Source organism: Mycetocola sp. Y719, from assembly GCF_056713205.1.
The window spans coordinates 113,781-138,074 of the sequence record NZ_JBWYGY010000004.1; the positions used below are offsets into that span (position 1 = coordinate 113,781).

Annotated in this window: 21 protein-coding genes; 12 read left to right on the forward strand and 9 right to left on the reverse strand. The window is 68.1% G+C overall.

Annotated elements, in window-relative coordinates; all coding sequences use genetic code 11:
* Positions 1-16: 16 nt before the first annotated feature.
* Together AC1M0F_RS15010 and AC1M0F_RS15015 are read right to left on the reverse strand one after the other, a co-directional pair.
* Complete coding sequence (locus AC1M0F_RS15010) at positions 17-1,519, reverse strand: DHA2 family efflux MFS transporter permease subunit (RefSeq protein WP_480239066.1); 1,503 nt, start codon at positions 1,517-1,519, stop codon at positions 17-19.
* Positions 1,520-1,532: 13 nt separating this feature from the next.
* Positions 1,533-2,132 (reverse strand): PadR family transcriptional regulator, encoded by a 600-nt coding sequence (locus AC1M0F_RS15015; protein ID WP_480239067.1) that lies wholly within the window; start codon positions 2,130-2,132, stop codon positions 1,533-1,535.
* Positions 2,133-2,255: 123 nt separating this feature from the next.
* Between AC1M0F_RS15015 and AC1M0F_RS15020 the strand changes: the two genes are divergently transcribed.
* From AC1M0F_RS15020 to AC1M0F_RS15035, 4 genes are all read left to right on the forward strand, one after another.
* Positions 2,256-3,161 carry a phosphoribosylaminoimidazolesuccinocarboxamide synthase gene (locus tag AC1M0F_RS15020; RefSeq protein WP_480239068.1) on the forward strand — a complete coding sequence of 302 codons (906 nt, stop codon included), beginning with the start codon at positions 2,256-2,258 and terminating at the stop codon, positions 3,159-3,161.
* Between the two features lie 11 nt (positions 3,162-3,172).
* Entirely contained in the window at positions 3,173-4,648 is a 1,476-nt protein-coding gene (locus AC1M0F_RS15025) for an MFS transporter (protein ID WP_480239069.1), read from the forward strand.
* A 58-nt stretch (positions 4,649-4,706) separates the two neighbouring features.
* Entirely contained in the window at positions 4,707-5,606 is a 900-nt protein-coding gene (locus AC1M0F_RS15030; protein WP_480239070.1) for a VOC family protein, read from the forward strand.
* Positions 5,607-5,668: 62 nt separating this feature from the next.
* On the forward strand, positions 5,669-6,838 hold the full coding sequence (locus AC1M0F_RS15035; protein WP_480239071.1) for an alpha/beta hydrolase: 1,170 nt from the start codon (positions 5,669-5,671) through the stop codon (positions 6,836-6,838).
* Here the strand turns inward: AC1M0F_RS15035 and AC1M0F_RS15040 are convergent.
* Positions 6,820-7,443, reverse strand: a complete 624-nt coding sequence (locus AC1M0F_RS15040; RefSeq protein WP_480239072.1) for a response regulator — start codon at positions 7,441-7,443, stop codon at positions 6,820-6,822. The genes AC1M0F_RS15035 and AC1M0F_RS15040 overlap by 19 nt on opposite strands.
* Complete coding sequence (locus AC1M0F_RS15045; RefSeq protein ID WP_480239073.1) at positions 7,440-8,678, reverse strand: sensor histidine kinase; 1,239 nt, start codon at positions 8,676-8,678, stop codon at positions 7,440-7,442. Before AC1M0F_RS15045 ends, AC1M0F_RS15040 begins: the two co-directional genes overlap by 4 nt.
* A 112-nt stretch (positions 8,679-8,790) precedes the next feature.
* On the opposite strand from AC1M0F_RS15045, the gene purS reads away from it, so the two are divergent.
* Together purS and purQ are read left to right on the forward strand one after the other, a co-directional pair.
* Positions 8,791-9,045 carry a phosphoribosylformylglycinamidine synthase subunit PurS gene (purS, locus tag AC1M0F_RS15050; RefSeq protein WP_480239074.1) on the forward strand — a complete coding sequence of 85 codons (255 nt, stop codon included), beginning with the start codon at positions 8,791-8,793 and terminating at the stop codon, positions 9,043-9,045.
* Positions 9,046-9,047: 2 nt separating this feature from the next.
* Positions 9,048-9,743, forward strand: a complete 696-nt coding sequence (gene purQ, locus AC1M0F_RS15055; RefSeq protein ID WP_480239075.1) for a phosphoribosylformylglycinamidine synthase subunit PurQ — start codon at positions 9,048-9,050, stop codon at positions 9,741-9,743.
* Between the two features lie 82 nt (positions 9,744-9,825).
* Here purQ and AC1M0F_RS15060 read toward each other — a convergent pair whose 3' ends face one another.
* The 3 genes from AC1M0F_RS15060 to AC1M0F_RS15070 form a co-directional block, all read right to left on the reverse strand.
* Positions 9,826-10,941, reverse strand: a complete 1,116-nt coding sequence (locus AC1M0F_RS15060; protein ID WP_480239076.1) for a DUF998 domain-containing protein — start codon at positions 10,939-10,941, stop codon at positions 9,826-9,828.
* 176 nt (positions 10,942-11,117) lie between these two features.
* Positions 11,118-11,945 (reverse strand): ABC transporter permease, encoded by an 828-nt coding sequence (locus tag AC1M0F_RS15065; protein ID WP_480239077.1) that lies wholly within the window; start codon positions 11,943-11,945, stop codon positions 11,118-11,120.
* Complete coding sequence (locus AC1M0F_RS15070; protein WP_480239078.1) at positions 11,942-12,847, reverse strand: ATP-binding cassette domain-containing protein; 906 nt, start codon at positions 12,845-12,847, stop codon at positions 11,942-11,944. Before AC1M0F_RS15070 ends, AC1M0F_RS15065 begins: the two co-directional genes overlap by 4 nt.
* Before the next feature lie 214 nt (positions 12,848-13,061).
* Here AC1M0F_RS15070 and AC1M0F_RS15075 point away from each other — a divergent pair, with 214 nt between their 5' ends.
* The 4 genes from AC1M0F_RS15075 to AC1M0F_RS15090 all read left to right on the forward strand — a co-directional run bounded on the left by AC1M0F_RS15075 (position 13,062) and on the right by AC1M0F_RS15090 (position 17,753).
* The gene (locus AC1M0F_RS15075) at positions 13,062-13,523 is read left to right on the forward strand and encodes a DUF3817 domain-containing protein (RefSeq protein WP_480239079.1); all 462 of its coding nucleotides are present in this window, start codon (positions 13,062-13,064) and stop codon (positions 13,521-13,523) included.
* An 84-nt stretch (positions 13,524-13,607) separates the two neighbouring features.
* Positions 13,608-15,902 carry a phosphoribosylformylglycinamidine synthase subunit PurL gene (purL, locus tag AC1M0F_RS15080; RefSeq protein WP_480239080.1) on the forward strand — a complete coding sequence of 765 codons (2,295 nt, stop codon included), beginning with the start codon at positions 13,608-13,610 and terminating at the stop codon, positions 15,900-15,902.
* Between the two features lie 151 nt (positions 15,903-16,053).
* Positions 16,054-16,962, forward strand: coding sequence for a DUF559 domain-containing protein (locus AC1M0F_RS15085; RefSeq protein WP_480239081.1), 909 nt, complete (start codon positions 16,054-16,056; stop codon positions 16,960-16,962).
* Positions 16,963-17,048: 86 nt separating this feature from the next.
* Complete coding sequence (locus AC1M0F_RS15090) at positions 17,049-17,753, forward strand: RNase H family protein (protein ID WP_480239082.1); 705 nt, start codon at positions 17,049-17,051, stop codon at positions 17,751-17,753.
* Positions 17,754-17,766: 13 nt separating this feature from the next.
* Here AC1M0F_RS15090 and AC1M0F_RS15095 read toward each other — a convergent pair whose 3' ends face one another.
* Positions 17,767-18,447 (reverse strand): TetR/AcrR family transcriptional regulator, encoded by a 681-nt coding sequence (locus AC1M0F_RS15095; RefSeq protein WP_480239083.1) that lies wholly within the window; start codon positions 18,445-18,447, stop codon positions 17,767-17,769.
* Positions 18,448-18,577: 130 nt separating this feature from the next.
* Here AC1M0F_RS15095 and AC1M0F_RS15100 point away from each other — a divergent pair, with 130 nt between their 5' ends.
* Complete coding sequence (locus AC1M0F_RS15100; protein WP_480239084.1) at positions 18,578-21,361, forward strand: MMPL family transporter; 2,784 nt, start codon at positions 18,578-18,580, stop codon at positions 21,359-21,361.
* Positions 21,358-23,289, forward strand: coding sequence for a YhgE/Pip domain-containing protein (locus tag AC1M0F_RS15105; protein ID WP_480239085.1), 1,932 nt, complete (start codon positions 21,358-21,360; stop codon positions 23,287-23,289). Before AC1M0F_RS15100 ends, AC1M0F_RS15105 begins: the two co-directional genes overlap by 4 nt.
* Positions 23,290-23,386: 97 nt before the next feature.
* Here AC1M0F_RS15105 and AC1M0F_RS15110 read toward each other — a convergent pair whose 3' ends face one another.
* The gene (locus AC1M0F_RS15110; protein ID WP_480239086.1) at positions 23,387-24,253 is read right to left on the reverse strand and encodes an SDR family NAD(P)-dependent oxidoreductase; all 867 of its coding nucleotides are present in this window, start codon (positions 24,251-24,253) and stop codon (positions 23,387-23,389) included.
* Positions 24,254-24,294 lie beyond the last annotated feature (41 nt).

Sequence of the window (24,294 nt, forward strand, 5' to 3'; positions counted from 1 at the left end):
GGCCCGGATGCCGCGGCTACGCCCGTTCGGCGTCCACGGGCACGGGAACAGCGGATGCTCCGTCGCTGCCCCACATGCTCGGCTTCGGCTTCGCGAAGAACAGGGTGAGCACGGCGCCGAACAGCGCGATGCCCGCCGGCAGCAGCAGCGACTGGCCCATCGCGGCGCTGAAGCCACCCTGCAGGAACTCGGGAAGAGCCCCTCCGCCGAACGCGTCCGTCGATCCGCCCGCGTTCCCGGGCAGTTCGGCCGTCAGCCTGGCCTGCATAAGGGCTGCGATCGATGCGCTGCCGAAGACGGCGCCGACCTGGCGCACCGTGTTGTAGACACCGGAACCGGCCCCGGCGAGCTGCGGCGCGAGGTTGCGCGTCGTCATCGAGGCGAGCGGCCCCCACATGCCGGAGTTGGCCACACCGAGCAGCGCGCTCGGCAGCAACAGCATCCAGATCGGCTGCTCGGGCGTCATCAGCACGGAGTACCAGACCAGGGAGATCCCGAACAGGGTCATGCCCGCCGTCGCGATGAGCCGCGGGTTGACCCGGTCGATGAGCTTTCCCACCGGGGCGGCGAGCGCACCGGACAGCACGGCCATCGGAACGAGCATCAGTGCCGACTGGGTCGGGGTCAGGCCGCGAACGATCTGGTAGAAGAACACGATCGGCAGGCTCATGCTCGTGATCGCGAAACCCACAGTCGCGATGACCGAGTTGCCGAGTGCGAAGTTCCTGTCGCGGAACAGCACGAGGGGAAGCAGCGGCTCACCCTTGTTGAGCGCCTGCCACACGATGAAGCCCGCGAGCACCACGATGCCGGCCACGATGAGCGACCAGACCGTGATCGGACCGGCGATGGTGCCCCAGTCGTAGGTCTCGCCCTCCTGCAGCCCGAAGATGAGCAGGAACAGACCGACAGAACTGAGGACGACGCCGAGGATGTCGAACCGGTGCGGGTGCGTGGTGAGCCGAGGCACGAGTCGCCAGGCCAGCACGAACGCGAGGATCCCGACGGGCAGGTTGATGAAGAAGATCCATTCCCAGCCCAGGCTATCGACGAGCACGCCGCCGAGGATCGGTCCGACGAGGGTGGCCACGCCGGCGGTCGCACCCCACAGGCCCATGGCCGCTCCGCGCTTGTCCGGTGGGAAGATGCGGGTGATCACCGCCATGGTCTGCGGTGTCATCAGTGAGGCGCCGAGCCCCTGGAACACCCGGGCGAGGATGAGCATGCCGATGTCGCCTGACAGGCCGCACCAGACGGAGGCGAGAGTGAAGACGACGAGTCCGGTCAGGTACAGGTTCTTCGGACCGAATCGGTCACCGAGCCGGCCGGTGACGAGAAGCGGAACGGCGTATGCGAGCAGGTATGCGCTCGTCACCCAGAGGGTGTCGCTGATGCCGGCGTCGAGGCCCTCCATGATGGCGGGGTTGGCGACGGAGACGATGGTCGAGTCGACGAGGATCATGAAGAACCCCAGGACGAGCGCCCAGAGCGCCGGCCACGGTTTCGCGATGTTTTCCACGGAGAGAGGTCCTTTAGTTCGAGGGTGTTTCGGGGATGAGTGGAACAGCGTGCTCCCAGAGGAGGGTGCCTGACGTCAGTTCGGCGATGGTCCGGCCGACCCAGTCGATCTCGGCCTGGAGGGAGGCACGCTGGAGCGTCGCCCCGATCCAGTACAGCCGCGGCACGCCTCGCGCCGTGAGGTCGTCGATGCGGCGGTTCAGCGCCGCCAGGTCGGCCTTCTGCGCGACGAGTCGTTCGTCGAGCGCGCGGATGACGTCTTCCTTCGTCAGCGCGTGCGCCTCAGACACCGCGATCGGGAACAGGGCGTGGTCCCGAACAGGGACGGCGAGGAGTTCACGGACCCGTGCGGAGAGGTGCTCCCTGCCCGACTCGGTGATCTCGAACGTCGTCCGCTCGGGCCGGGCCCCGTCACGGTCTGTGCCGATCGTGCGCACATGCCCGGCTTCCTCGAGCGCGTACACCGCCCGGTACAGCGACCCCGGGCTGACCGCCATGAGCCGTTCCTCCTGCCGCTGAACGGCGAGTTGATACATCTCATACGGATGCATCGGCCGCTCGAGCAGGAACCCGAGCGCGGCGATGCCGAGCGGAGGAAGAGGTTTGGGAGTCATGGGGCTTTCGGATGCCGTCGGGCGAGGGAGCAGAGCGCTATTCCGGTTGGAATATTACCCGCCGGAATAGCGAAGTCCAAATGCGACGTCAGTGCCCGCCGTGCACTCCGGGATAATGGACGGGTGAGCGCATCGACAGACCTGGCCGGCTGGACCCACCTCTACTCGGGCAAGGTCCGGGACCTGTACGAACGCGCATCGCGATCAGGGTCTGCACCAGACGCGCTCCTCGTCGTCGCGAGCGACCGCGTCAGCGCGTTCGACCACGTACTCTCGCCAGGAATCCCCGGCAAGGGCGAACTGCTCACCACCCTCAGCCTGTGGTGGTTCGACCAGCTCGACGCCCCCAATCACCTGATCCCCGACCACGAGCTGCGGGCAGACGGCGGGGTGGAGGAGATCATCCCCGCCCAGGTGGCCGGCCGGGCCATGCTCGTCAAGAAGCTCGACATGTTCCCCGTCGAATGCGTCGTCCGCGGCTATCTCACCGGTTCCGGCTGGAAGGAATACCTCGCGAACGGCAGCGTCTGCGGCATCCCGCTGCCCTCCGGCCTGTCGAACGGCGACCGCCTGCCCGAGCCGCTGTACACCCCGGCGTACAAGGCGCCGATGGGCGAACACGACGAGAACATCTCCTTCGAACAGAGCGTCGAGCTCGTCGGCGAAGCGGATGCCACCGCCCTGCGCGACGCATCGCTTGCGATCTACGCCGAAGCATCCGCGATCGCCGAGAAGCGCGGAGTGATCCTGGCCGACACAAAATTCGAGTTCGGCCGGGACACCCAGACCGGGGTCATCACCCTCGCCGACGAGGTCCTCACCTCGGATTCGTCCCGGTACTGGGACGCGGCGGTGTACGCCACAGCAGAGACGCCCGAGGACAGGATGGCGAGTTTCGACAAGCAGATCGTGCGCGACTGGCTCGCCGCGAACTGGGACCAGGCCGGAACTCCGCCAGACCTCCCCGCCGACATCGTCGAGCGGACGGCGGCGAGGTACCGGGAACTCCTCGAGCGTCTGACGGCGTAAAGTTCTGAGGGATGCCCTCCTCGCCGAACCCCTCACAGCCCTCGACAGACGCCGACGCCCACGCCCACCGGATCAAGTGGGAGAGTTTCTGGGTCTGTGTCGGCGTCGCCTGCCTCACCATCCTCGACCTGTCCAAGGTCAACGTCGGCCTCCCGTCGATCGAGGACTCCCTCGGCGGCGGCGCGACCGAGCTCCAGCTCATCGTCGCCGGCTATGCGCTCGCGTTCGGGCTCGCCCTCGTACCCTCAGGCCGGCTCGGAGACATCCGGTCCAGGCGGAGGATGTTCCTGATCGGCCTGACGTCGTTCACCCTGGCCAGCTGGCTCTGCGCCGTTGCGCCGACCATCGAGATCCTCGTGATCGGTCGCATCCTGCAGGGCGTCGCGGCCGGCATCCAGATGCCCCAGGTCCTCGGGCTCATCCAGCAGCTGTTCAGGGGCAGGGAGCGCGGGAAAGCGTTCGGGCTGTTCGGCGCCGTCATCGGTCTCTCAACCGCGTTCGGCCCCACCCTCGGCGGTCTCCTCATCGCGATCGGCGGCGAGGAGGACGGGTGGCGCCTGCTGTTCTGGATGAACATCCCCCTCGGCCTGATCGCCGTCTACTTCGCGTGGCGGCTCCTGCCGAAGACGCAACCGCACGAGGGCGGCGCGCAGACGCTCGACCTCGTCGGGATCCTGCTGCTCGGGGTGGCCACGTTCAGCCTCATGCTGCCGTTCGTGCTCACCACCGGCGGACCGGACGACGATCCGATGCGCTGGTTCTGGCTCGTCGGCTTCGTCGTCGCTTCGGCCGGGTTCGTCTGGTGGGAACGCCGGTACCTCCGCATCGGCAAGTCGCCCGTCGTGCACTTCGGCCTGCTCCGGCTGGCGTCGTACCGCAACGGCATCCTCATCGGAACCACCTATTTCGCCGCGATCCCTGCGATGTTCCTCGTCGTCACCCTGTTCCTGCAGCGCGGCCTCGGGCTCGAAGCCGTCTTCGCCGGGATGGTGTCGATCCCGTTCGCCCTGGCCTCCGCCGTCACCTCGTGGCAGGGCGGACGGCTCGTCAACGAGTACGGTCGCAAACTCGTGGTCCTGGGTCTCATCCTCGCCGCGGCAGGGATCGGCCTCTGCTACCCGATCACGGCGCTCGCATCTGTCGAGGCGATGCCCTGGCTCCTGGCGGCATCCCTCACGCTCGCCGGCGCCGGCGGCGGTTTCGTCATCTCGCCGAACCAGACCCTCACCCTGCACGACGTGCCGGTGACCCAGGGAGGCGTTGCCGGCTCCGTCGCGCAGGTGGGGCAGCGCGTCGGCACGGCGATCGGCGTCGCCGTCGCGTCGAGCACCTTCTTCGCCACCCTGTACGCCGAGCAGGCCGGTGGCGACCCGGTGACGATCCACCGCGACGCGATCGGCAAGAGCCTGATCATCATCGTGGCGTTCATTCTGGTCGGGCTGGTCCTCAGCCTGCTCGATCTCCGCAAGCGTCGCGTCGAGGCCTGACCGCACTCGCGATCGGCCTGGCGGGAATGTTGTCGCTACAACTATAGTTGTATCCATCATGAACCCGCTCGCATCCCCGGACCAGCCGACCGCAGACAAACTCGCCGCAGACACCGCCATGGGCCCGGTCACCCTCCTCGTGGCCGATCTCGACGTCATGACTCGGTACTACACCGAGGCCGTGCCGTTGCATCCGATCTCGGCGACAGCGCACACCGTCACCCTGGGTCGCAACGGGATCCCTGCCGTGATCCTCGAACACGCACCCGAACTCACTCACGCGGCGGCGGGAAGCGCAGGCCTGTTCCACACGGCCATCGTCTTCGAGAGCCAGGCGGCACTGGCAGCGGCGCTGTACTCCGTGGCGCGGAACGCACCTGGGACCTTCACCGGGAGCGCGGACCACCTCGTCAGCGAAGCGTTCTACTTCACCGACCCTGAGGGCAACGGCGTCGAGTTGTACTGGGATCGCGCACGCACCGAGTGGAGCTGGGCCCACGGCCAGGTCGAGATGGCCACGATCTACCTCGACCCGAACCAGTACCTGGCCAGCCACCTGACCGAGCAGGGCCAGTCCGCACCGGGAGACGAGTCGGTCTTCGGCGCCGCGCGCGTCGGACACGTCCACCTCTCCGTCGGCGACGTGGCATCCGCGCGGGCGTTCTACGTCGACGCGCTCGGCTTCGACGCCACAGCATCCCTGGGCAACCAGGCCCTGTTCGTGTCAGCGGGAGGCTACCACCACCACATGGCCATGAACGTCTGGAACTCACGCGGCGCGGGCCCGCGCATGCCCGCGCTCGGACTCGGGCGGGTCGACATCGACGTCCAGGGGAAGGATGCACTCGGCGAGCTGCATGAACGGCTCTCCCACTTCGGGATCGCGACTCGCGACGACGGCAGAACCCTGAGCTTCGACGACCCGTGGGCCAACCTCATCCGGGTGCAGACCGCCTGACACCGGTCGCAGCAGGTCCAGCCACTTGTTAGCATCGTCCCCTGACGTGAGGGGAAGCATCCGTGCCACTTGATCCGTACTTCCGCGACATGTACCTGGCCAGGCGGCGGGACATGATCGCCGAAGCCCGCGGCGCGGTCGCCGGGTTCTTCGTGAGCCTCATCCCCTGGCGAACGGATGCCGCCGGGCCGGCTCCCAGCGCGGCCCCACCTGCGCAGACGGTCGGCACAGCGGCGAGCGGAACGGCCACGGCAGGCAAACGGGAAGCGAAAGCCGCCTCCGTTCCGCGCTCGAAGGAGGAGACGGCCAGGCGCAGGACCCCGGCCTGGAAGCGGCGCAACGCGAAGAAGTGGGACACGAAACTGTACGGCAGGGTCGGCCTCACTCCACCTGCGGTCGACATCACCGACGCGACGGTCGACGTTCCGCGTTACCCGGCCGTCCGGGTGCGCGTGTACCGCCCGGCCGGAAGCTCCGGGGAGAAACTGCCGGCGGTGCTCGCCTTCTTCGGCGGGTCGTTCCAGCTCGGCGGCGTCGACTACACGAGCGTCGACGCTGCCTTCCGGATGCGGACAGCCGAGTCCCGCGTGATCCACGTCGCCGTTGACTACGCGCTCGCCCCCGAACACCGCTACCCGACCCAGATCGAGCAGGGCTACGCCGCGCTCGACTGGCTGTTCGCCTCGGCCGAGGAGCTCGGCATCGACGCCACACGGATCGGCATCAACGGAACCTCGTCCGGCGGCAACATCGCCGCGGCCGTCACCCTCGTCAACCGGGACCGTGCCAACCACCCGCTGCAGCTCCAGGTGCTCGAGGTTCCTGTCACCGACCTGACGGGCAGGTCGATCGACATGGGACCCATCCGCGAGATGCACATTCCCCGGTTCCTGGCCAGGCGGGAACTCGTCCAGGTCGTGGACGCCTACCTCGGCGACCGCTCGCGCGCCCGCCAGCCGTATGCCTCACCGCTCCGCGCCGCCCACCACCGAGGCCTCCCCCGCGCGTACATTCTCACCTCGGAATACGATGCCCTCCGCACGGACGGCGAGTCGTACGCGGCTGCCCTGCGCGCGTCAGGGGTCGAGGCCAGCGCCGTCAGGTACCAGGGTGCCACCCACGAAGCCGCCATGTACACGAAGGTGGTCCCCCTCGCCCGCCGTTGGCACGCCGACGTCGTCGGAGCGCTGCGCACGTTGCACGACGGCGAACGTCACGCGGGGCGGATGTAACCGCGGTCGCGGGCCGAGGCCACGGCCGCCGTCCGCGACGAGACCTGCAACTTGGCGAAGATGTGGACGAGGTGACTCTTCACGGTCGCCTCGGAGAGGAACAGTGCCCGCGCGATGTCGCGGTTCGACAGCCCGTCGGCGACGAGCCCGAGCACTTCGGCTTCGCGGGAGCTCAGCGCTTCGTCTGCCGCGTTCTGCCGAGCTTCGAGTCGACCGGCCACACGGGGCGCGAGCGCGCTCTCGCCCCGTGCAGCGGCGTGCACCGCCGCGACGAGTTCGGCCGGCGGAGCGTCCTTGAGCAGGTACCCGCTCGCCCCGGCCTCCACGGCGCCCAGGATGTCGGCATCCGTGTCGTAATTGGTGAGCACGAGGACGTGCGGGGCGTCGTCGGAGGCACGGATCCGTCTGGTGGCTTCAGCCCCTTGCATGCCGTCGCCGAACTGCAGGTCCATCAGCACGATGTCGACGCCCGACCTGCTCCGCTCGACGGCCTCCGCCCCTGTCGACGCCTCGCCGACCACGGCCAGGTCGGGCTCGGTGGCGAACAGGGCTCGGAGACCCGCGCGGACGACAGGGTGGTCGTCGGCGATGAGGAGGCGGATCATGCCTCGGCCGCCGTCAGCGGACGGATGCTCGTGGCGGGTCCGGTGATCGGGATGGTCGCGGCAAGCGCCGTTCCCTCCCCCGGGCGCGATTCGACGCTGAGGGTGCCTCCGAGGGCGCTGAGCCGCTGCCGGATCGCGGTCAGCCCGAACGACGGTCGGTCGGAAGCGCTCGCCGGGGCGTCGGGATCGAAACCGGCGCCGTCGTCGACGACGTCGAGGGTGACGCTGTCACTCTGGTAGGTCAGCGTCAGTTCGGCCCGGCCGGCCCTGGCGTGCCTGGCGACGTTCGCGATGGCACCCTGGGCGATCCGCAGCAGGGTGGCGTCGACGCTCATCGGAAGCGGGACCGGGTCTCCGACCAGCTGGAAGTGCACGGATGTGCTCGCTCCTCCTGCGCGCAGGGTGTGCTCTGTCGCAGCGGCCAGGCGGCGGAGCGCACCGGGAAGGGTGCGGTCGTCGAGGGCGGGAGGCGTCAGCTCGGCGATGATCCTGCGCGTATCGACGAGGGACTCCTGTGCGGTCTGGCGTGCGAGCTGCAGCTGCTCGAGCCCTGGACGTTCGGCATCGAGGCGTTCGGCCGCGTGCAGGAGCAGCTGGATGCTCGACAAGCCCTGCGCGACCGTGTCGTGGATCTCCCTCGCCAGCCGTTCCCGTTCGGCCAGGACCCCTGCGGCTCGCTCCGCGAGGGCGAGTTCGTCGCGCGTCTCCACGAGTTCTGAGATGAGACGCTGCCTCTCCTCGGCCTCCCGGTAGAGCGCGCGATACCCCAGGCCGATCGCGACCGCGACACCCGCGCCGATCATCGGCCCGAGCACGCCACCGATCGAGAACTCCGAGTGGACGCCGACGGCGACGATCGCGACGCCGGTCGACACGAGAACCGCGGCCACACCGCCTCCTGGTCCCAGCAGCTGGAGGTAGAGGAAGAACAACGGGAAGACGATGAACGCGGCATCCGGTGTGAGCCAGACCAGGACGAGCCAGACCAGGCTCAGCGCCAGGACCCAGACTCGGCCGGTCCACGGTCGTGAGGCCAGCGCAGGCAGCCGGTGGGCGATGTACGCGCCGCCGAGGTAGACGACCAGCATCACGACACATGCCGTGTGCACTGCGGTCACGTTCGGTGCGTCTGCGAGGACCGAGCGGACCATGACGAGCACGATGAGCCCGATCAGCAGCAGGTGCAGCGACCAGCGCAACCCGGCGAAAACCGGGGTCAGGGCGGAATGATTCATCGTCTTCTCTCTCGCCAGAAGCTTACGTCGCCGCCGGCACCCCGGCATCAATCGAAAGGACGAGGTGCCGGTAGGATGGGAGCATTCCACCCCTGACACCCGGGAGACATCGGTGCCCACAATCGTCGTAGAAGTAATGCCCAAGGCTGAACTGCTTGATCCGCAGGGAAAGGCCGTCCAGGGCGCACTCACCCGCCTGGGCCGGAACGAGTTCACCGGTGTCCGCATCGGCAAGCGTTTCGAACTCACGGTCGACGGCCCCATCACTGAGGAGACGCGCGCCGCCGTCGCGCAGATCGCCGAAGACATCCTGTCGAACTCGGTGATCGAAGACGTCGTCGGCATCCACTACCCCGAGGCGGAGTAGCCGTGAGAATCGGCGTCATCACCTTTCCCGGGTCGCTCGACGAGCGTGACGCACAGCGCGCCATCCGGTTCGCTGGCGCCGAAGCCGTCGCCCTCTGGCACGGCGAACACGATCTTCACGGGGTCGACGCTCTCGTCCTGCCCGGCGGGTTCAGCTACGGCGACTACCTGCGTGCTGGCGCCATCGCATCCGTCTCCCCGATCATGGCCGAGGTCATCGACGCCGCGAACAAGGGGATGCCCGTGCTGGGTATCTGCAACGGCTTCCAGATGCTCACTGAGGCGCACCTGCTGCCAGGCGGCCTGATCCGCAACGAGCACGGCACCTTCGTGCGCCGTGACCAGGTGCTGAGCGTCGAGAGCACGTCGACGGCGTGGACCAACGGCTTCAGCGCCGGCCAGGAGATCACCATCCCGTTGAAGAACGGCGAGGGCGGATTCATTGCCTCCGAGGACGAACTCGACCGCCTCGAGGGTGAGGGCCGCGTCGCCTTCCGATACGTCGGCAGGAACCCGAACGGCTCGCTCCGCGACATCGCCGGCATCACCAACGAACGCGGCAACGTCGTCGGCCTGATGCCGCACCCCGAGCACGCGGTCGAACCCGGATTCGGTCCTGACACCGCGGATGCCATGCGGTCGGGCATCGACGGGCTCACCTTCTTCACGAGCGCCGTGCGCGCGCTCCAGGCGGTCTGACCCGCCGCACCGAGATACCGAACAGGGCTCCCAGCCGACGACATCCATCGTCGCGGGGAGCCCTGTTCGGTTTCTGGGCGGGTCACCTCTCCAGTGCCGCGAAGCTCCCGGTGTCCGTGCGCCGGTAGCGGGGGTGACGGCGGCGGATGTCGTCGAGGTGGTCAGCGTCGACAGCGCCCAGGTTGCGGATCAGGATGATGAGCCAGGCGAAGATGAGGCATGCCGCGATGAGCTCCACGGCCGTGAGGTTGTAGTACCCGAGCGCGAACAGCACCCCGGCGAAGACGATCACAGCGAGGAACACGAAGCCGAGCGCGACGAAGGCAGGCGAGATCGGCGGCACGAGGCGTCCGATGCTGATGATGAGGGCCGCGTACACGGTCACCATCCCCGAGGCCACGAAGTTGTGGACCGCGAGGTTCTCGTCGACGGGGAACAGGCCGACGCACGCCAGCATGACGCCCATGACGACGAGTCCGCCCTGGAGCAGGCGCACCCGCCTCCGCGATTTCGGCGACTTCGACAATGCCGCGATCTCGAGCTGCTTCGTCGAATAGCTGGCCACGACGGTGACGAGGAAGCCGGCGAGGATCAGCGTGAAGTTGAAGGCGAACCCGGAGATGTCGTCCCCCGTTCCGAGGGCGCTGAGGTTCATCTCCCACCACTGCGGGTTCTCAGCGGTGAGCATGCTCGTGATCGTCCCCATCGAGAGGAACACCGCCAGGAGCGCGGCCAGCCGGTAGATGTTCATGCTCACGGCGGAGAGGTACGCGAAATAGACGCTGACGGCGCCGGCGGTTCCGACGAGGACCGCGCACGCGAATGGGAACACCACGGCACCGATGAACGACCGCTGGAACAGCGAGAACAGGGCGAGCGTGCCGATCAGGATGACGCAGGCATGGGCGACTGCGAGTGCGGCGATGTCGAGGACGTCGCGCCAGACCCCACCTGCGCGCCGCGCGGACGGCTTCGCCCTGCGGCGCCGGACGAGCCCGCCGACGACAGCGGCGGCGGCGAGCACGGCGGAACCGATAGCGGCCATGTCGCCGGCGGATCCGCGCCCGGACAGAGGCACGGCATCCCCGCGGGTGAGCAGGACGCTGACGCTGCCGAGCAGGACGAGTGCGGCCGCTCCCGCTCCGAGAGCGAGCGATTCGGATGCGACCGCGCTCCGTGATCCGTCGGTGGCATCCATGATCGGCCTCCCCCTCTGAATGGGTGCTCGCATCGTCGCAGACCGGATCGGCCCGTGCTTCGTCCGGAGTGGGTGAGCTGTGCAGCCCGCAGGCGTCGAGGTACCGAAAAGGGCTCCCACTGGCGGCGATGCGGCCGTCGCAGGGAGCCCTTTCGGTGTGTCGCGGGTCAGGCGGTTTAGGTCACATCCCGCTTCCACGACACGAAGTAGCCGACGACGGTGAGCACGAAGGCAAGGGCGGCGAGGAGAAGCCCGCCCTGCCACCATTCGAGCGGTTCGACGCTGCTGCCGGTCGCGCTGATACTGAAGAAGCTCGTCGCCCCGACGAGTGCGTCGCTCGCGGCACCGGGCAGGAATTTGCCGACGGTTGCTGCCCAGTCCGCGAACATCGTCACGGCACGAAGGGTCGGCTCCACGAATTGCGTGAACGCGAGGATCACGACGATGGCGGCCACTTGGTTCGGGATGAGCGTGCCGAGCCCGACACCGATGACCGCCCAGAGGGCGAGGGCGAGGATGGCGCGCCCCATCATCGCCCAGGTGTCGCTCTCACCGAGTTGCGTGTCAAGGCCGAACAACGCAAGCGCGCCTGCGCCTGCACCGAACGAACCGATCACGCCGATGATGCCGTAGACGGCGCCGAACAGCAGGAGGGCGACGGACTTCGCAGCGAGCACGATCCCACGCTTCGGTGTCGCAAGGAATGTCGGCGTGAGCATCTGGTGCCGGTACTCGCTCGTGACGGCGAGAGCACCGAGAAGCACAGGGAAGACGTAACCGAATGTGCTCACAGAGCCGTAGAGGATCGGCGCCAGGAACTCGGTCGGCGGAGCCTCCTGCTGCACGGCCTGGCTGTCCGACGTCGAGAAGAACCCGAAGAGCGAGCCGATGCCTCCGGCGATGAAAGCGATGTAGACGACGAGGATGATCGCGAGGATCCACCAGATGCGTGTGGTGAGGAGTTTGCCGATTTCGGCGTTGAGCGCGGAGAAGAACGTGTTCACAGCGAGCCCCCCTCTCCGACGAGCGCGAGGAATGAGTCTTCAAGCCCCGACTTCTGCCGATGCAGGGAACTCACCTCCACTCCGGCTGCGAAGGCGATATGCCCCACCTGGCCAGGCTCGAGCCCCGAGACGAGAATCCCGGCACGCGCTTCCTCGAATGAGACGGATGCCGCGGTGAGCGCAGCGGCGAGCGCCGCCCGGTTCGGCGAATCGACGATCACCTTGGTCGCGGCTCCCTCGATCTCGAGGCTGGACAGCTGGCCGCGGTGGATGAGGGTGCCGCGCGCGATGATGACGACCTCGTCGACCGACTGCTGAACTTCGCTGAGCAGGTGCGACGAGACGAGGACCGTGCGGCCCTCGGCGGCGAGCGAGCGCAGGAATCCGCGGATCCACTTGATGCCCTCAGGGTCGAGGCCGTTGATCGGCTCGTCGAGGACGAGGACGCCGGGGTCGCCGAGCAGGGCGAAGGCGAGGCCGAGGCGCTGGCGCATGCCGAGGGAGTAGCCGCCGACGCGGCGGCTCCCGTGTTCGCCGAGGCCGACGGTGTCGAGCACGACGCCTACCCGCTTCTGGTCGATCCGCGCGGCCTTCGCGTAGACCGAGAGGTGGTCTTTCGCTGTCCTGCCCGGGTGGAAGCTCGCCGCTTCGAGGGCGGAACCGACCGTGCCGAGCGGGGACGGCAGGTCACGGTAGCGGAGGCCGCCGATCGTGGCAGAACCGGATGTCGGAGTGACGAGACCGAGCAGCATCCGCAGCGACGTGGTCTTGCCTGCGCCGTTCGGGCCGAGGAAGCCGGTGACGCGACCGGGTTCCACGGTGAAGCTGAGGTCCGTTACTGCAGGGACGGGGCCGAACCGCTTGGTGAGGCCGGCGAATTCGATGGGGACTCCCGTTGGCATGCTGCTCCTGAAGTAGATGGGCGGGGGTGCTCCTCTACTCTGGCAGGACTCGCTTCGCCCCGGCATCCCCCGCGCGGCGGAGATGACGACGGATGCCGAAGCTCCGACTTTCGGACGACGCGGAGCGGTGCACCGCCCTGCGAGGATGGAGGCATCCCGATTCCCGTTGCGCGCCTCCGACGGCCGCTGCATCCCTTCCACTGGAGTGTCTTCCGTGTCTCCCCGCCTGTTCTACCGCACACTCGCGATCGCCGAGGCGGTGACCTGGACACTCCTGATCACCGGACTGCTGATGAAGTACGTCTGGGACCTGGGTGACCTCGGGGTGCGGGTCGGCGGGACGATCCACGGGTTCGTGTTCCTCGCGTATGCCATGACCGCCGTCCTCGTCGGGGTGAACCAGCGGTGGAGCATCCCGTTGATCGGCCTCGGCGTCGTCACGGCGATCGTGCCGTACGCGACGATCCCGTTCGATCTCTGGGCCGACCGCACCGGCCGGTTGAACGGCCCCTGGCGCCGGACGGCCACTGACGACCCGCGCGACCGTGGCTGGGTCGATGTCACCCTGCGCTGGTTCCTCAATCACCCGGTGATCCTGACCGTGCTGTTCGTCGTCGCCCTCGTTGCCATCTTCGCGACGCTGCTCGTGATCGGCCCTCCAGGCGGCGAGAGGTAGCGAAATCGGCCGCGCCGATCGGCTCCCGCTCACCGGATAGAATTGAGCCATCCGGCACGCCCTCTATCTAGGAGCCTTCGCCCCGTGAGCACCCCCGCAACGTCAGTGGCTGACACTGTCTCGAACGCCATCGCCACCCCCGAGAAAGAGCAGCCGTACGCTGCGCTCGGGCTCAAGCCCGACGAGTACGCGAAGATCCGCGAGATCCTCGGCCGCCGCCCCACCTCGGGAGAGCTCGCCATGTACTCGGTGATGTGGAGCGAGCACTGCTCCTACAAGTCGAGCAAGATCTACCTGCGCCAGTTCGGCCAGAAGGTCAGCCCTGCCATGAAGAAGAACCTCATGGTCGGCATGGGCGAGAACGCGGGCGTCGTCGACGTCGGCGAGGGCTGGGCCGTCACCTTCAAGGTGGAGAGCCACAACCACCCCAGCTACATCGAGCCGTTCCAGGGCGCCGCGACCGGCGTCGGGGGCATCGTCCGCGACATCATCTCGATGGGCGCCCGCCCCGTCGCGGTGATGGACCAGCTGCGCTTCGGCGCGATCGACGACGCGGACACGGCACGCGTCGTGCACGGTGTCACGAGCGGGATCTCGTTCTACGGCAACTGCCTCGGCCTGCCCAACATCGGCGGCGAGACCTACTTCGACAAGGTGTACCAGGGCAACCCGCTCGTCAACGCGCTCTCGGTCGGCGTGCTCCGCCATGAAGACCTTCACCTCGCCAACGCCTCAGGCATCGGCAACAAGATCGTGCTGTTCGGCGCCCGCACCGGTGGCGACGGCATCGGTGGAGCATCCATCCTCGCGTCGGACTCGTTCGACGCTGCCGGCCCGACCAAGCGCCCAGCAGTGCAGGTCGGCGACCCGTTCGCCGAGAAGGTGCTCATCGAGTGCTGCCTCGAGCTGTACAAGAACAAGCTCGTCGAGGGCATCCAGGACCTCGGAGCAGCCGGCATCTCGTGCGCGACGAGTGAGCTCGCCGCGAACGGCGACGGTGGCATGTTCATCGAACTGTCGAACACGCTGCTCCGCGACCCGTCGCTCACGCCTGAGGAAATCCTCATGTCCGAGTCGCAGGAACGCATGATGGCGGTCGTCGAACCCGGCAAGCTCGAGGGTTTCCTCGCGGTCACCGCGAAGTGGGACGTCGAGACGTCCGTCATGGGCGAGGTCACAGACACCGGTCGCCTCGTCATCAACTGGCACGGCGAGGAGATCGTCAACGTCGACCCGTCGACGGTCGCCGTCGACGGCCCGGTCTACGAACGCCCCGTCGCGTACCCGGCCTGGCTCGACGCGCTTCAGGCCGACACGGCATCCGCTCTCGAACGGCCGACGGATGCCGCGACGCTCCGCTCACAGTTCCTCACCCTGCTCGGTTCGGCGAACCTCGCGGACAAGAGCTGGATCACCGACCAGTACGACTACTACGTCATGGGGAACACGGCGCTCGCCTTCCCCGACGACGGCGGCATGATCCGCGTCGACGAGGAGTCGGGACTCGGTTTCGCCATCGCCACGGACGCGAACGGCCGCTACTGCCAGCTCGACCCGTCGCTCGGTGCGAAGCTCGCTCTCGCCGAGGCGTACAGGAACGTCGCCTGCACCGGCGCTGTCCCCGCCGCCGTGACCGACTGCCTCAACTTCGGCTCCCCGGAGAACCCCGAGGTGATGTGGCAGTTCTCGCAGGCCGTCGAGGGCCTGTCTGACGGCTGCCTCGCGCTCGAGGTCCCCGTCACCGGCGGAAACGTCTCGTTCTACAACCAGACCGGAGACACCCCGATCTTCCCGACGCCCGTCGTCGGTGTGCTCGGCGTGATCGACGACGTTGCACGTCGCATCCCGAGCGGCTGGCAGGACGAGGGCGACAACATCTACCTCCTCGGAACCACCAGCGAAGAGCTGTCGGGTTCGGCGTGGGCAGGGACCATCCACGACCACCTCGGCGGACTCCCGCCCGCAGTCGACTTCGACCGCGAGAAGGACCTGGCAGAGCTGCTGCACGCCGGATCGCAGTCGTCGATCATCGGTTCGGCGCACGACCTGTCAGACGGCGGCCTGGCCCAGGCCCTCGCCGAGAGCGTCCTGCGCTTCGGCGTCGGCGCCCGGGTCTGGCTCGGTGACGTGCTCGAGCGTGACGGCATCGACGTTGCGACCGCGCTGTTCTCAGAGTCCACCGGCCGGGTGATCGTGTCTGTGCCGCGCGAGGACGACGTGAAGTTCCGTGGCCTGTGCGAGGGCCGCAACTACCCCGTGCTCCGCATCGGCGTGACCGACAAGGCATCCGGATCGCTCGAGATCCAGGACCTGTTCACCGCGACGATCGACGAGCTGCGCTCCACGCACCGCGCGACCCTGCCGGCGGCGTTCGCGTAACCCCTCGCGCGTCTGCACCGAGATGGCAGTTGCGCACCTAAAACGGAGGTTTTCCCTCCGTATGGGTGCGTAACTGCCATTTCGCGTCTCGAGAGACGAGGGCTGTGGAGAAGCAGCACAGAGAACGCACGGAACAGGGCACACTCTCGGGATGCCCCGCCGCATTCCGCTTCCTCCCAAGCTCGTCGCCGCCCCGTTCACGGCTCGCGATGCAGCGACTGAGGGGCTGAGCCGCGGTCGTCTGCGCAGTGTTGATGTCGCGCGCGTCTTTCGGGGCGTCTACAGGTCCGCCGGCGCCAGTTTCAGCGTCGTCTCGGCAGCCACCCGGCGTCTCCGGCCCGGCCAGTTCTTCTCCCACCTCACCGCCGCCCGTCTTCACGACCTCTACCTCCCCCGACGCCTCGACAGCGTCGCGCTCCTGCACATCACCGCCTTCCGCCCCGCCGCAGCGCCACGCGCGCACGGGGTCGTTGGCCACCACACCGAACCCGGTTCCGTTCGCGTTGTGTCGATTGCCGGCATCCCCGTGGCATCCCCCGTCGACACGTGGTGCGAACTCGCATCCGTCCTCACCGTTGCCGAGCTCGTCGAGATGGGGGACGGGCTCGTCCGACGGGTCCGGCCTCTCGCGACGATGGACGAACTCGCGGATGCCGTCGCACGCTCGGCCGGACGTCGCGGCTCGCGGGCGCTCCGAGAGGCGTTTGCACACGTGAGGCCCGGCACCGACTCGCGGCAGGAGACCCGCCTGAGGCTGCTGATCGTGGACGCAGGACTCCCCGAACCCCTGGTGAACTCTGAGATCCGCGACGTACTCGGCCGATTTCTCGCCCTCGGCGATCTCGTCTACCCGACGTGGAAGGTGCTCGTCGAATACGACGGCAGCCACCACTTCGCGTCTGAACGACAAGGCCATCACGACGTCGACCGGCTCGACCTGCTCATGGCGGACGGGTGGCGCGTCATCCGCGTGCACCGCGAGCACATGGCGAACGGCGCTCAGGGCCGCGTCCGCGCGATCCGCGAGGCTCTTCTCCGTGCCGGCTGGCGCCCGAAATGACAGTTGCGCACCCATAACGCGAGAGTTCGGCCGTTGAGGGTGCGCAACTGTCATTTCGCGACATAGACCGTCGATACGATGGTCTGATGACGATCACCGCAGCCGCAGACGGCTCCGCCCTCGGCAACCCGGGCCCCGCAGGCTGGGCCTGGTACGTCGACGACGAGCACTGGGCGGCGGGCGGCTGGAAGCACGCCACCAACAATCAGGGTGAGCTCAAGGCCGTGCTCGAACTTTTTCGCGCGACGGCACACCTCGACGACGACCTGCTCGTGCTCTGCGACAGCCAGTACGTGATCAATACCGTGACCAAGTGGATGCGCGGCTGGAAGGCCAAGGGCTGGCGCAAGGGTGACGGCAAGCCGGTGATGAACCTCGAGATCATCAAGGAACTCGATGAGGCGATGGCCGGCAGGCGCTACCGGTTCGAGTGGGTCCGCGGCCACGCGGGCCACCCTCTGAACGAGGCCGCTGACATCCGCGCGCGGACGGTCTCCGAAGCATTTCAGTCCGGGCGGCCGATTCCTGAAGGACCGGGCTGGCCCAGTGACGACGATATGGATGCCACTGTGCCCGCCACGGTCGCGGCCCAGGTCAGAGAGACGCCTGCCGAGGAACCAGACGCCCAGGCCGACGATCTCGATGCTGAAGCGCCGACCCTGTTCGCGCTGGAGGACCCCGACCTCCACGAGGTCACACTGTGGCTCACGGATGACGAGCACGTGCGCCTCTTCGAACGTGCCCGTCAGGCGGGGATCAGCCCAGAGGAACTCCTCCGCAGCCTGATCTGATCGGTTCCGGGACTCAGGCCACTGGCTCGGTGAGCGCCTGGACGAGAGCGGGCAGCGTCGTCCTGGCCAGTGGCGGAGCCGTGCCCGTGCCGTCGTCGGCAGCCGAGTCCGCTCCCTCGAGCATCGCCTCCTGCATCGCCGACTCGTACACGTTCACGATGATGCGGACGGCGTCGAGCGGATCGACGGTGAAGCGCAGGCCGACCGAGCCGATGGCCGCCTCGATGCGCTCGGCGAGTTCCTGCAGGAAGTGGCGCTGGTAGTTGAGATAGCTCGCGGCGACGGCGGGGTCGCGCATGGCCAGGAGCTTGAACTCGGACTGGACGAGGCACCAGCGACGATCGTCGCCCTGGAGCACGAGGAACTGGGTGACGAGATCGCCGAGCGTCGCCTCGGTGAGCGCGGCCGGATCGACCTCGGGCAGGATCGCGTCGACGCCCTCCTGCAGCCGCTCGAACCGGATCCGGTTCTCCCGTTCGGCCAGGGCGAAGAAGAGCTCTTCCTTCGTGTCGAAGTTGGAGTAGAACGCTCCCCGCGTGAAACCGGCCCGCTCCGTGATCATCTCGACGGATGCCGCATGCACGCCGGTCTCGGCGAACACCTCGTATGCGGCGTCGATGAGCCGGTCGCGGGTCTTGCGACGGCGGGCGCTCTCGACCTGCGCGGTCTCGGCGAATTCGACTTCCGTGGGCATCCTGACACCTTACTGTGAGTGTTTGCGATACATCAGTGTATCCGATACGTTCATGTAGCGGATACACTGGTGTATTCAGAGCGCTGGTCGCTCATCGCCCCACACACCACCCACCTCTCCTAGGAGTCCCGTGTCGTCACTGCTGTATTCGCTCGGCCGCTGGGCCTTCCGCGCTCGCGGGATCGTCGTCGGCGCGTGGATCCTCATCCTCGCCCTGGCCGGTGGCAGCGCGCTCCTGTTCAACCAGGGTCTCGACAACAACATCTCGATCCCCGGCACCGAGTCGCAGGAAGCCCTCGACTCGCTCTCGACCACGTTCCCCCAGGTGAGCGGCGCGACGGCGCAGGTCGTCATCGTCGCCCCGGATGGAGACGAGGTCACGGATGCCGCGATCACGGACGCGATCACATCGACCGTCGACACCATCGACGAGTTCGACCAGGTCTCACAGGCCGTCTCCCCGTTTGACGAGAACATCACAGGCGCCGTGAGCGATGATGCATCCGCCGCCCTGATCAGCGTCCAGTTCGACGGCGTCAGCTCCGACATCACCGACGGCACCAAGACGGCGCTCGAAGACGAGGTCGCCGCCCTCAACGATGCGCTGCCCGAAGGCTCGGTCGCGTCGCTCGGCGGCCAGCTGTTCAGCCAGAACATGCCGACCCTCACCGTCACCGAGCTCATCGGAGTCGGGGTGGCGCTCGTCGTCCTGATCCTCACCTTCGGATCGTTCCTCGCAGCGGGGATGCCGCTGCTCACCGCTCTGCTCGGTGTCGCCATCTCGATCGCCCTGATCTTCGTCGCCACCGCGTTCGGTTCGATCACCTCGACGACACCGATGCTCTCCCTCATGCTCGGACTCGCCGTCGGCATCGACTATGCGCTCTTCATCATCTCCAGGCATCAGGAACAGCTGAGGGGAGATCTCACCGCAGAGGAATCCGCTGCGCGGGCGACGGCAACGGCCGGCTCCGCTGTGATCTTCGCCGGTCTCACCGTCATCATCGCCCTGCTGGGCCTCGGCGTCGCCGGCATCCCGTTCCTCACCGTGATGGGCGCGGCCGCAGCCGTCGGCGTCGGTGTGGCAGTGATCATCTCGATCACGCTCATCCCCGCGCTGCTCGGTTTCGCCGGCGACCGTCTGCGACCGAAGCCGAAGAAGGCATCCCGCCGAGCCCGCCGCGCACACGCAGCATCCGACGCCGCTGGAGACGCACCGGCACCTGCGCACCGCCCCAACCGCTTCTTCACCGGCTGGGTCCGTGCAGCGACACGGTTCCCGATCGCGACGATCCTCGCGGTCGTCACCGTGCTCGGGCTCGCGGCCGTCCCCGCACTCGGCCTCCGCCTCGCGCTCCCGGATGCCGGCGGCCTGCCAGAGGACGACTCGGCTCGCGTCACATACGACCTCGTCTCCGACCACTTCGGCGAGGGCTTCAACGGACCACTCATCGTCACGGGGAGCATCGTCACCTCGACGGACCCGCTCGGGCTGATGGGCGACCTGAAGAGTGAGATCGAGGGCCTCGACGGCGTCGCCGCCGTTCCGCTCGCCACGCCGAACGAGACGGCAGACACCGGCATCGTCCAGGTGATCCCCGAGGGCGCCCCGGACTCGGAGGAGACCAAGGCCCTCGTCGCCGAACTGCGGTCGCTCCACGACTACTTCCTCGACGAGTACGACGTCGACCTCGCCGTCACCGGATTCACCGCGGTCGGAATCGACGTCTCAGACAAACTCGGAGCGGCCCTTCTCCCCTTCGGCCTCATCGTCGTCGGGCTGTCGCTCATCCTCCTGACCATGGTGTTCCGGTCGATCTGGGTGCCGATCAAGGCCACGGTCGGCTACCTGCTGAGCGTAGCTGCCTCGTTCGGCATCGTCGCCCTCGTCTTCGAGAACGGCTGGTTCGCCGACGCCCTCCATGTGTCCCAGCAGGGCCCGGTGATCAGCTTCATGCCGATCATCGTCATGGGTGTGCTGTTCGGGCTCGCCATGGATTACGAACTGTTCCTCGTGGCCAGGATGCGCGAGGACTACGTCCACTCCGGCAAGGCGCGCGCCTCGATCGAGACCGGATTCCTCGGCTCGGCCAAGGTGGTCACCGCGGCAGCGATCATCATGTTCGCCGTGTTCGTCGCCTTCGTCCCCGAGGGAGACGTCAACATCAAACCGATCGCTCTCGGCCTGGCCGTCGGCGTCTTCGTCGACGCGTTCATCGTCCGGATGACCCTCGTCCCCGCCGTCCTCATGCTTCTCGGCGAGAAGGCCTGGTGGATCCCGAAGTGGCTCGACCGCATCCTGCCGTCGTTCGACGTCGAGGGCGAAGGACTCGCCCGCGAGATCGAGCTGCGCGAGTGGCCGACAGCCGGGTCGACCGACATCGTGACCGCTGAGGGCCTGACCCTCGACGGAGGAGTCGTCCCGCTCTACGCCGACGTGTCCGTGTCCCTCCCCGAGGGCGGCACGCTCGTCATCTCCGGCGAACGGGAAACGGGGGTGACCGCACTGCTGCTGACCCTCTCGGGCCGGATGCACGCCGATTCGGGCAACCTCAAGGTCGCCGGGCTCGTGCTTCCGGTGCGCGCAGCCGCCGTGCGCTCCCGCGTCGGGTTCGTCTCCCTCGGTGAGGCCATCGACCCGGTCCGTGCCGTCAGAGACGCCCTCCGTGAGACGCCTCGCATCCTGACCCTCGACGGGCTCGACCAGGTGACGGATGCCGTCACGCGCCGCAACATCCACGACGCGCTGCTGTCCGCACAGGACGCAGCACTGAAGAACGACCGTCCACTCGCCCTGATCGTCGGCACCGTCTTCCCCGACGCGGTCTCGGATGCCGTCCCCGGCGTCAAGGACGCCGCCGGCATCTCCCTTCTCCCCTCAGACCTGTCGCACGAAGCAGAGGTATCCGCATGACAACGCCACTTGCACGATTCGAATCCGCCCGCTCTGCCGGGCGCGTCACCTGGCTCTCCGTCATCGGCATCATCCTCGTCCCGCTCGTCGTCGCAGGCGTGCTGGTGTGGGCGTTCTGGAACCCGCAGGACCGGCTCGGACAGGTCACCGCCGCCATCGTCAACAACGACGCCCCCGTCGAGATCGACGGTCAGACCGTTCCGCTCGGCCGCCAGCTCTCCGCCGGTCTTGTCGGAGGAGAAGCATCCGACGACACGAACTACACCTGGGTGATCACCGATGAGGACGACGCCACAGACGGTCTCGCCTCAGGCGACTTCGCGGCCGTCGTCACCATCCCCGAGAACTTCTCGGCAGCGGCCACGTCGTTCTCCGGAGACGCCGCCGAAGCCCAGAAGGCCACCATCGACGTGACGACGAGCGACAAGAGCCGCATCGTCGACGACGCGGTCAGCCAGGTCATCACCACGACGGCAGCAGGGCTCGTCGGGAACGAACTCACCACGTCCTATCTCGAGAACATCTACCTCGGCTTCAACACCCTCGGCGACGAGCTCGGCAAGGCGGCTGACGGTGCTGCGGCACTCGGCGACGGCGCGACAGCGCTCGCGAGCGGGGCGTCGAGCCTCGCAACGGGCACGGCGGAGCTGTCAACAGGCGCGAGCGGTCTCGCATCGGGGATCTCCGAATACACGACAGGTGTCTCCTCACTGGCCACCGGCCTCGGCACCCTGCGTGACAAGACCGCGGCCCTGCCCACGCAGGCCGAGGCCCTTGCCACAGGGGCCACCGGCGTCGCCGACGGCATCGACCAGCTGCAGGCCGCCCTCGGGGCACAGGCCACATCCCTCAACACGCAGGCAGCCACCCTGGCGACGCTGGCGCAGGACGCCTGCTCTCCCGTCGTCACCGACAACTGTGAAGCCCTCACGCAGGCAGCGACGGATGCCGCGATCTCCGCGGGGACCATCGCGGCCATCGCCGCCCCCGGCAAGCTCGCGTCTGGTGCCGACTCGGTTGCCGGCGGTATGACCAGCCTGGCTGGCGGGCTCCCCGCACTGACCGCAGGGATCAGCCAGTCGGCATCCGGAGCCGCGGCACTCGCCGAAGGAGGCAGTTCCGTGAGTTCGGGGGCCAGCCAGCTGGCCGGAGGGGTCGCCGAACTGAGCACGGGAGCGACGGGCATCGCCGATGGCGCGACCGGCGTCTCGGACGGTGTCGACTCGCTCGCCACCGGCCTGTCGACCGCCGTCGACGAACTGCCGAGCTATTCCAAGACGGAGCGGACGAACCTCGCCGAGGTCGTCGCTGAGCCCGTCGTCGCTGACGGCGGGGACGCCCTGTCGTTCGGTTCGGCCGGGGTGCCGTTCTACGCCGCGCTCGCTCTGTGGCTCGGGGCCCTCGCCAGCCTCATCGTGCTTCGGGCGACACCCGCCCGGGTGCTGGGGTCGACCAGGTCGTCCGTCGTCCTCGCCCTCCGCGCCTGGGCGCCAGCCGCAGCGGTCGGAGCCCTCCAGGGTGTCCTTCTCGCCGCGATCCTGCAGCCGATGGTTGAGCTCGACGCCGGGGGCTGGATCGGCTTCGCTGCCGTCGCAGCCCTCATCGGGGTCGCGTTCGCCGCGGCCAACCAGGCGCTCAACGCCGTGTTCGGCGGTGCGGGACGGTTCGTCTCCATGATCGTCGCCCTCGTCCTCATCGGCACGAGCATCATCGCCACCGCTCCACCCCTGCTCGACGAAATCCTCGCCGTGCTCCCGGTGCAGCCGGCCATGAACGCCGTGCACGCCGTCATCGGCTCCGGAGCAGGTCTCGGTGCCGCGATCGTCGGCCTCGTGCTGTGGACCGCCGGCTCCCTGGTGGCGACGACACTGGCGATTGCGCGGTCACGCACGGTCACCGTGCGCCAGCTCGTCCCGCACGCCGCGTAACGACGTCGCGACGCCGTCGCGCGGGTGAATCGGCCTCGCGCGGGTGATTTTTCACCCGCGCGGGGCCGGAAGACCCGCGTGAGCCTGCCCTCCCCTGCTAGAGGAACGGCGTGTGCGTCGCCACTTCGGCCTCTGCCCAGATCGCGCGGGCGATGCGCTCGTCTGTGGTGACAGGCACGGGCCTGGCCGGCCGAGGCTCACCCTTCACGAGGAAGCGCGGCCCGAAGAGGGTTCCGCCCTCGGCGTCAGGCGAGGCCACCGCACGCACGACCGGTTCGGCTCCCCGATGCTTGCCCTGCGTGAACGGCGCCTGGAGGGTGTCGACGAAGCGCGTGATCCTCGTCGGCTCGTTGACGCCTGGCACCCGCGGCGTCCGTCCTGAGATCGAGTACCCCGGATGCGCCACGAGCGAGCGGGTGACGCTCCCCCGCGCGCGCAGCCGTCGATCGAGTTCGAAACCGAACGACGAGAGCATGATCTTGGACTGGGCGTACGCCTGCCAGCCGGTGTAGCGCTTCTTTAATTGGAGGTCGTCGACGTGAAGTGAGACGAGCATGGTGGCGATGCTGCCGAGGGAGACGACTCGTGACCCCGGTGTCCGTTCCAGCGCGGGAAGGGCGGCCGCCGTGAGGGCGAACGCGCCGAACACGTTGGTCGCGGCGACCTTCTCCAGTCCGTCGACGGTCTCCTCCCGCCGCTTCGGCGGGTGGACGATGCCGGCGTTGTTCACGAGCGCATCGAGCCGCGGCAGCGCGGCCAGCGCAGCACCCGCGCTCCTGACGGAAGCGAGGTCGGCCGTGTCGACGGGAAGCGCCGTCAGCTCGGCGCCTGGCACGCGGGACCGGATCGCGCGGATGGCGGCATCCGCCCGTTCAGGATTCCTGCAAGCCAGGAGAACGGATGCCCCGGCGTCAGCGAGCCGGTACGCGGTCCAGAACCCGATCCCCGCGTTCGCACCGGTCACCGCAACGACCCTGCCATGCTGGGAAGGAAGCGGCCAGGGCT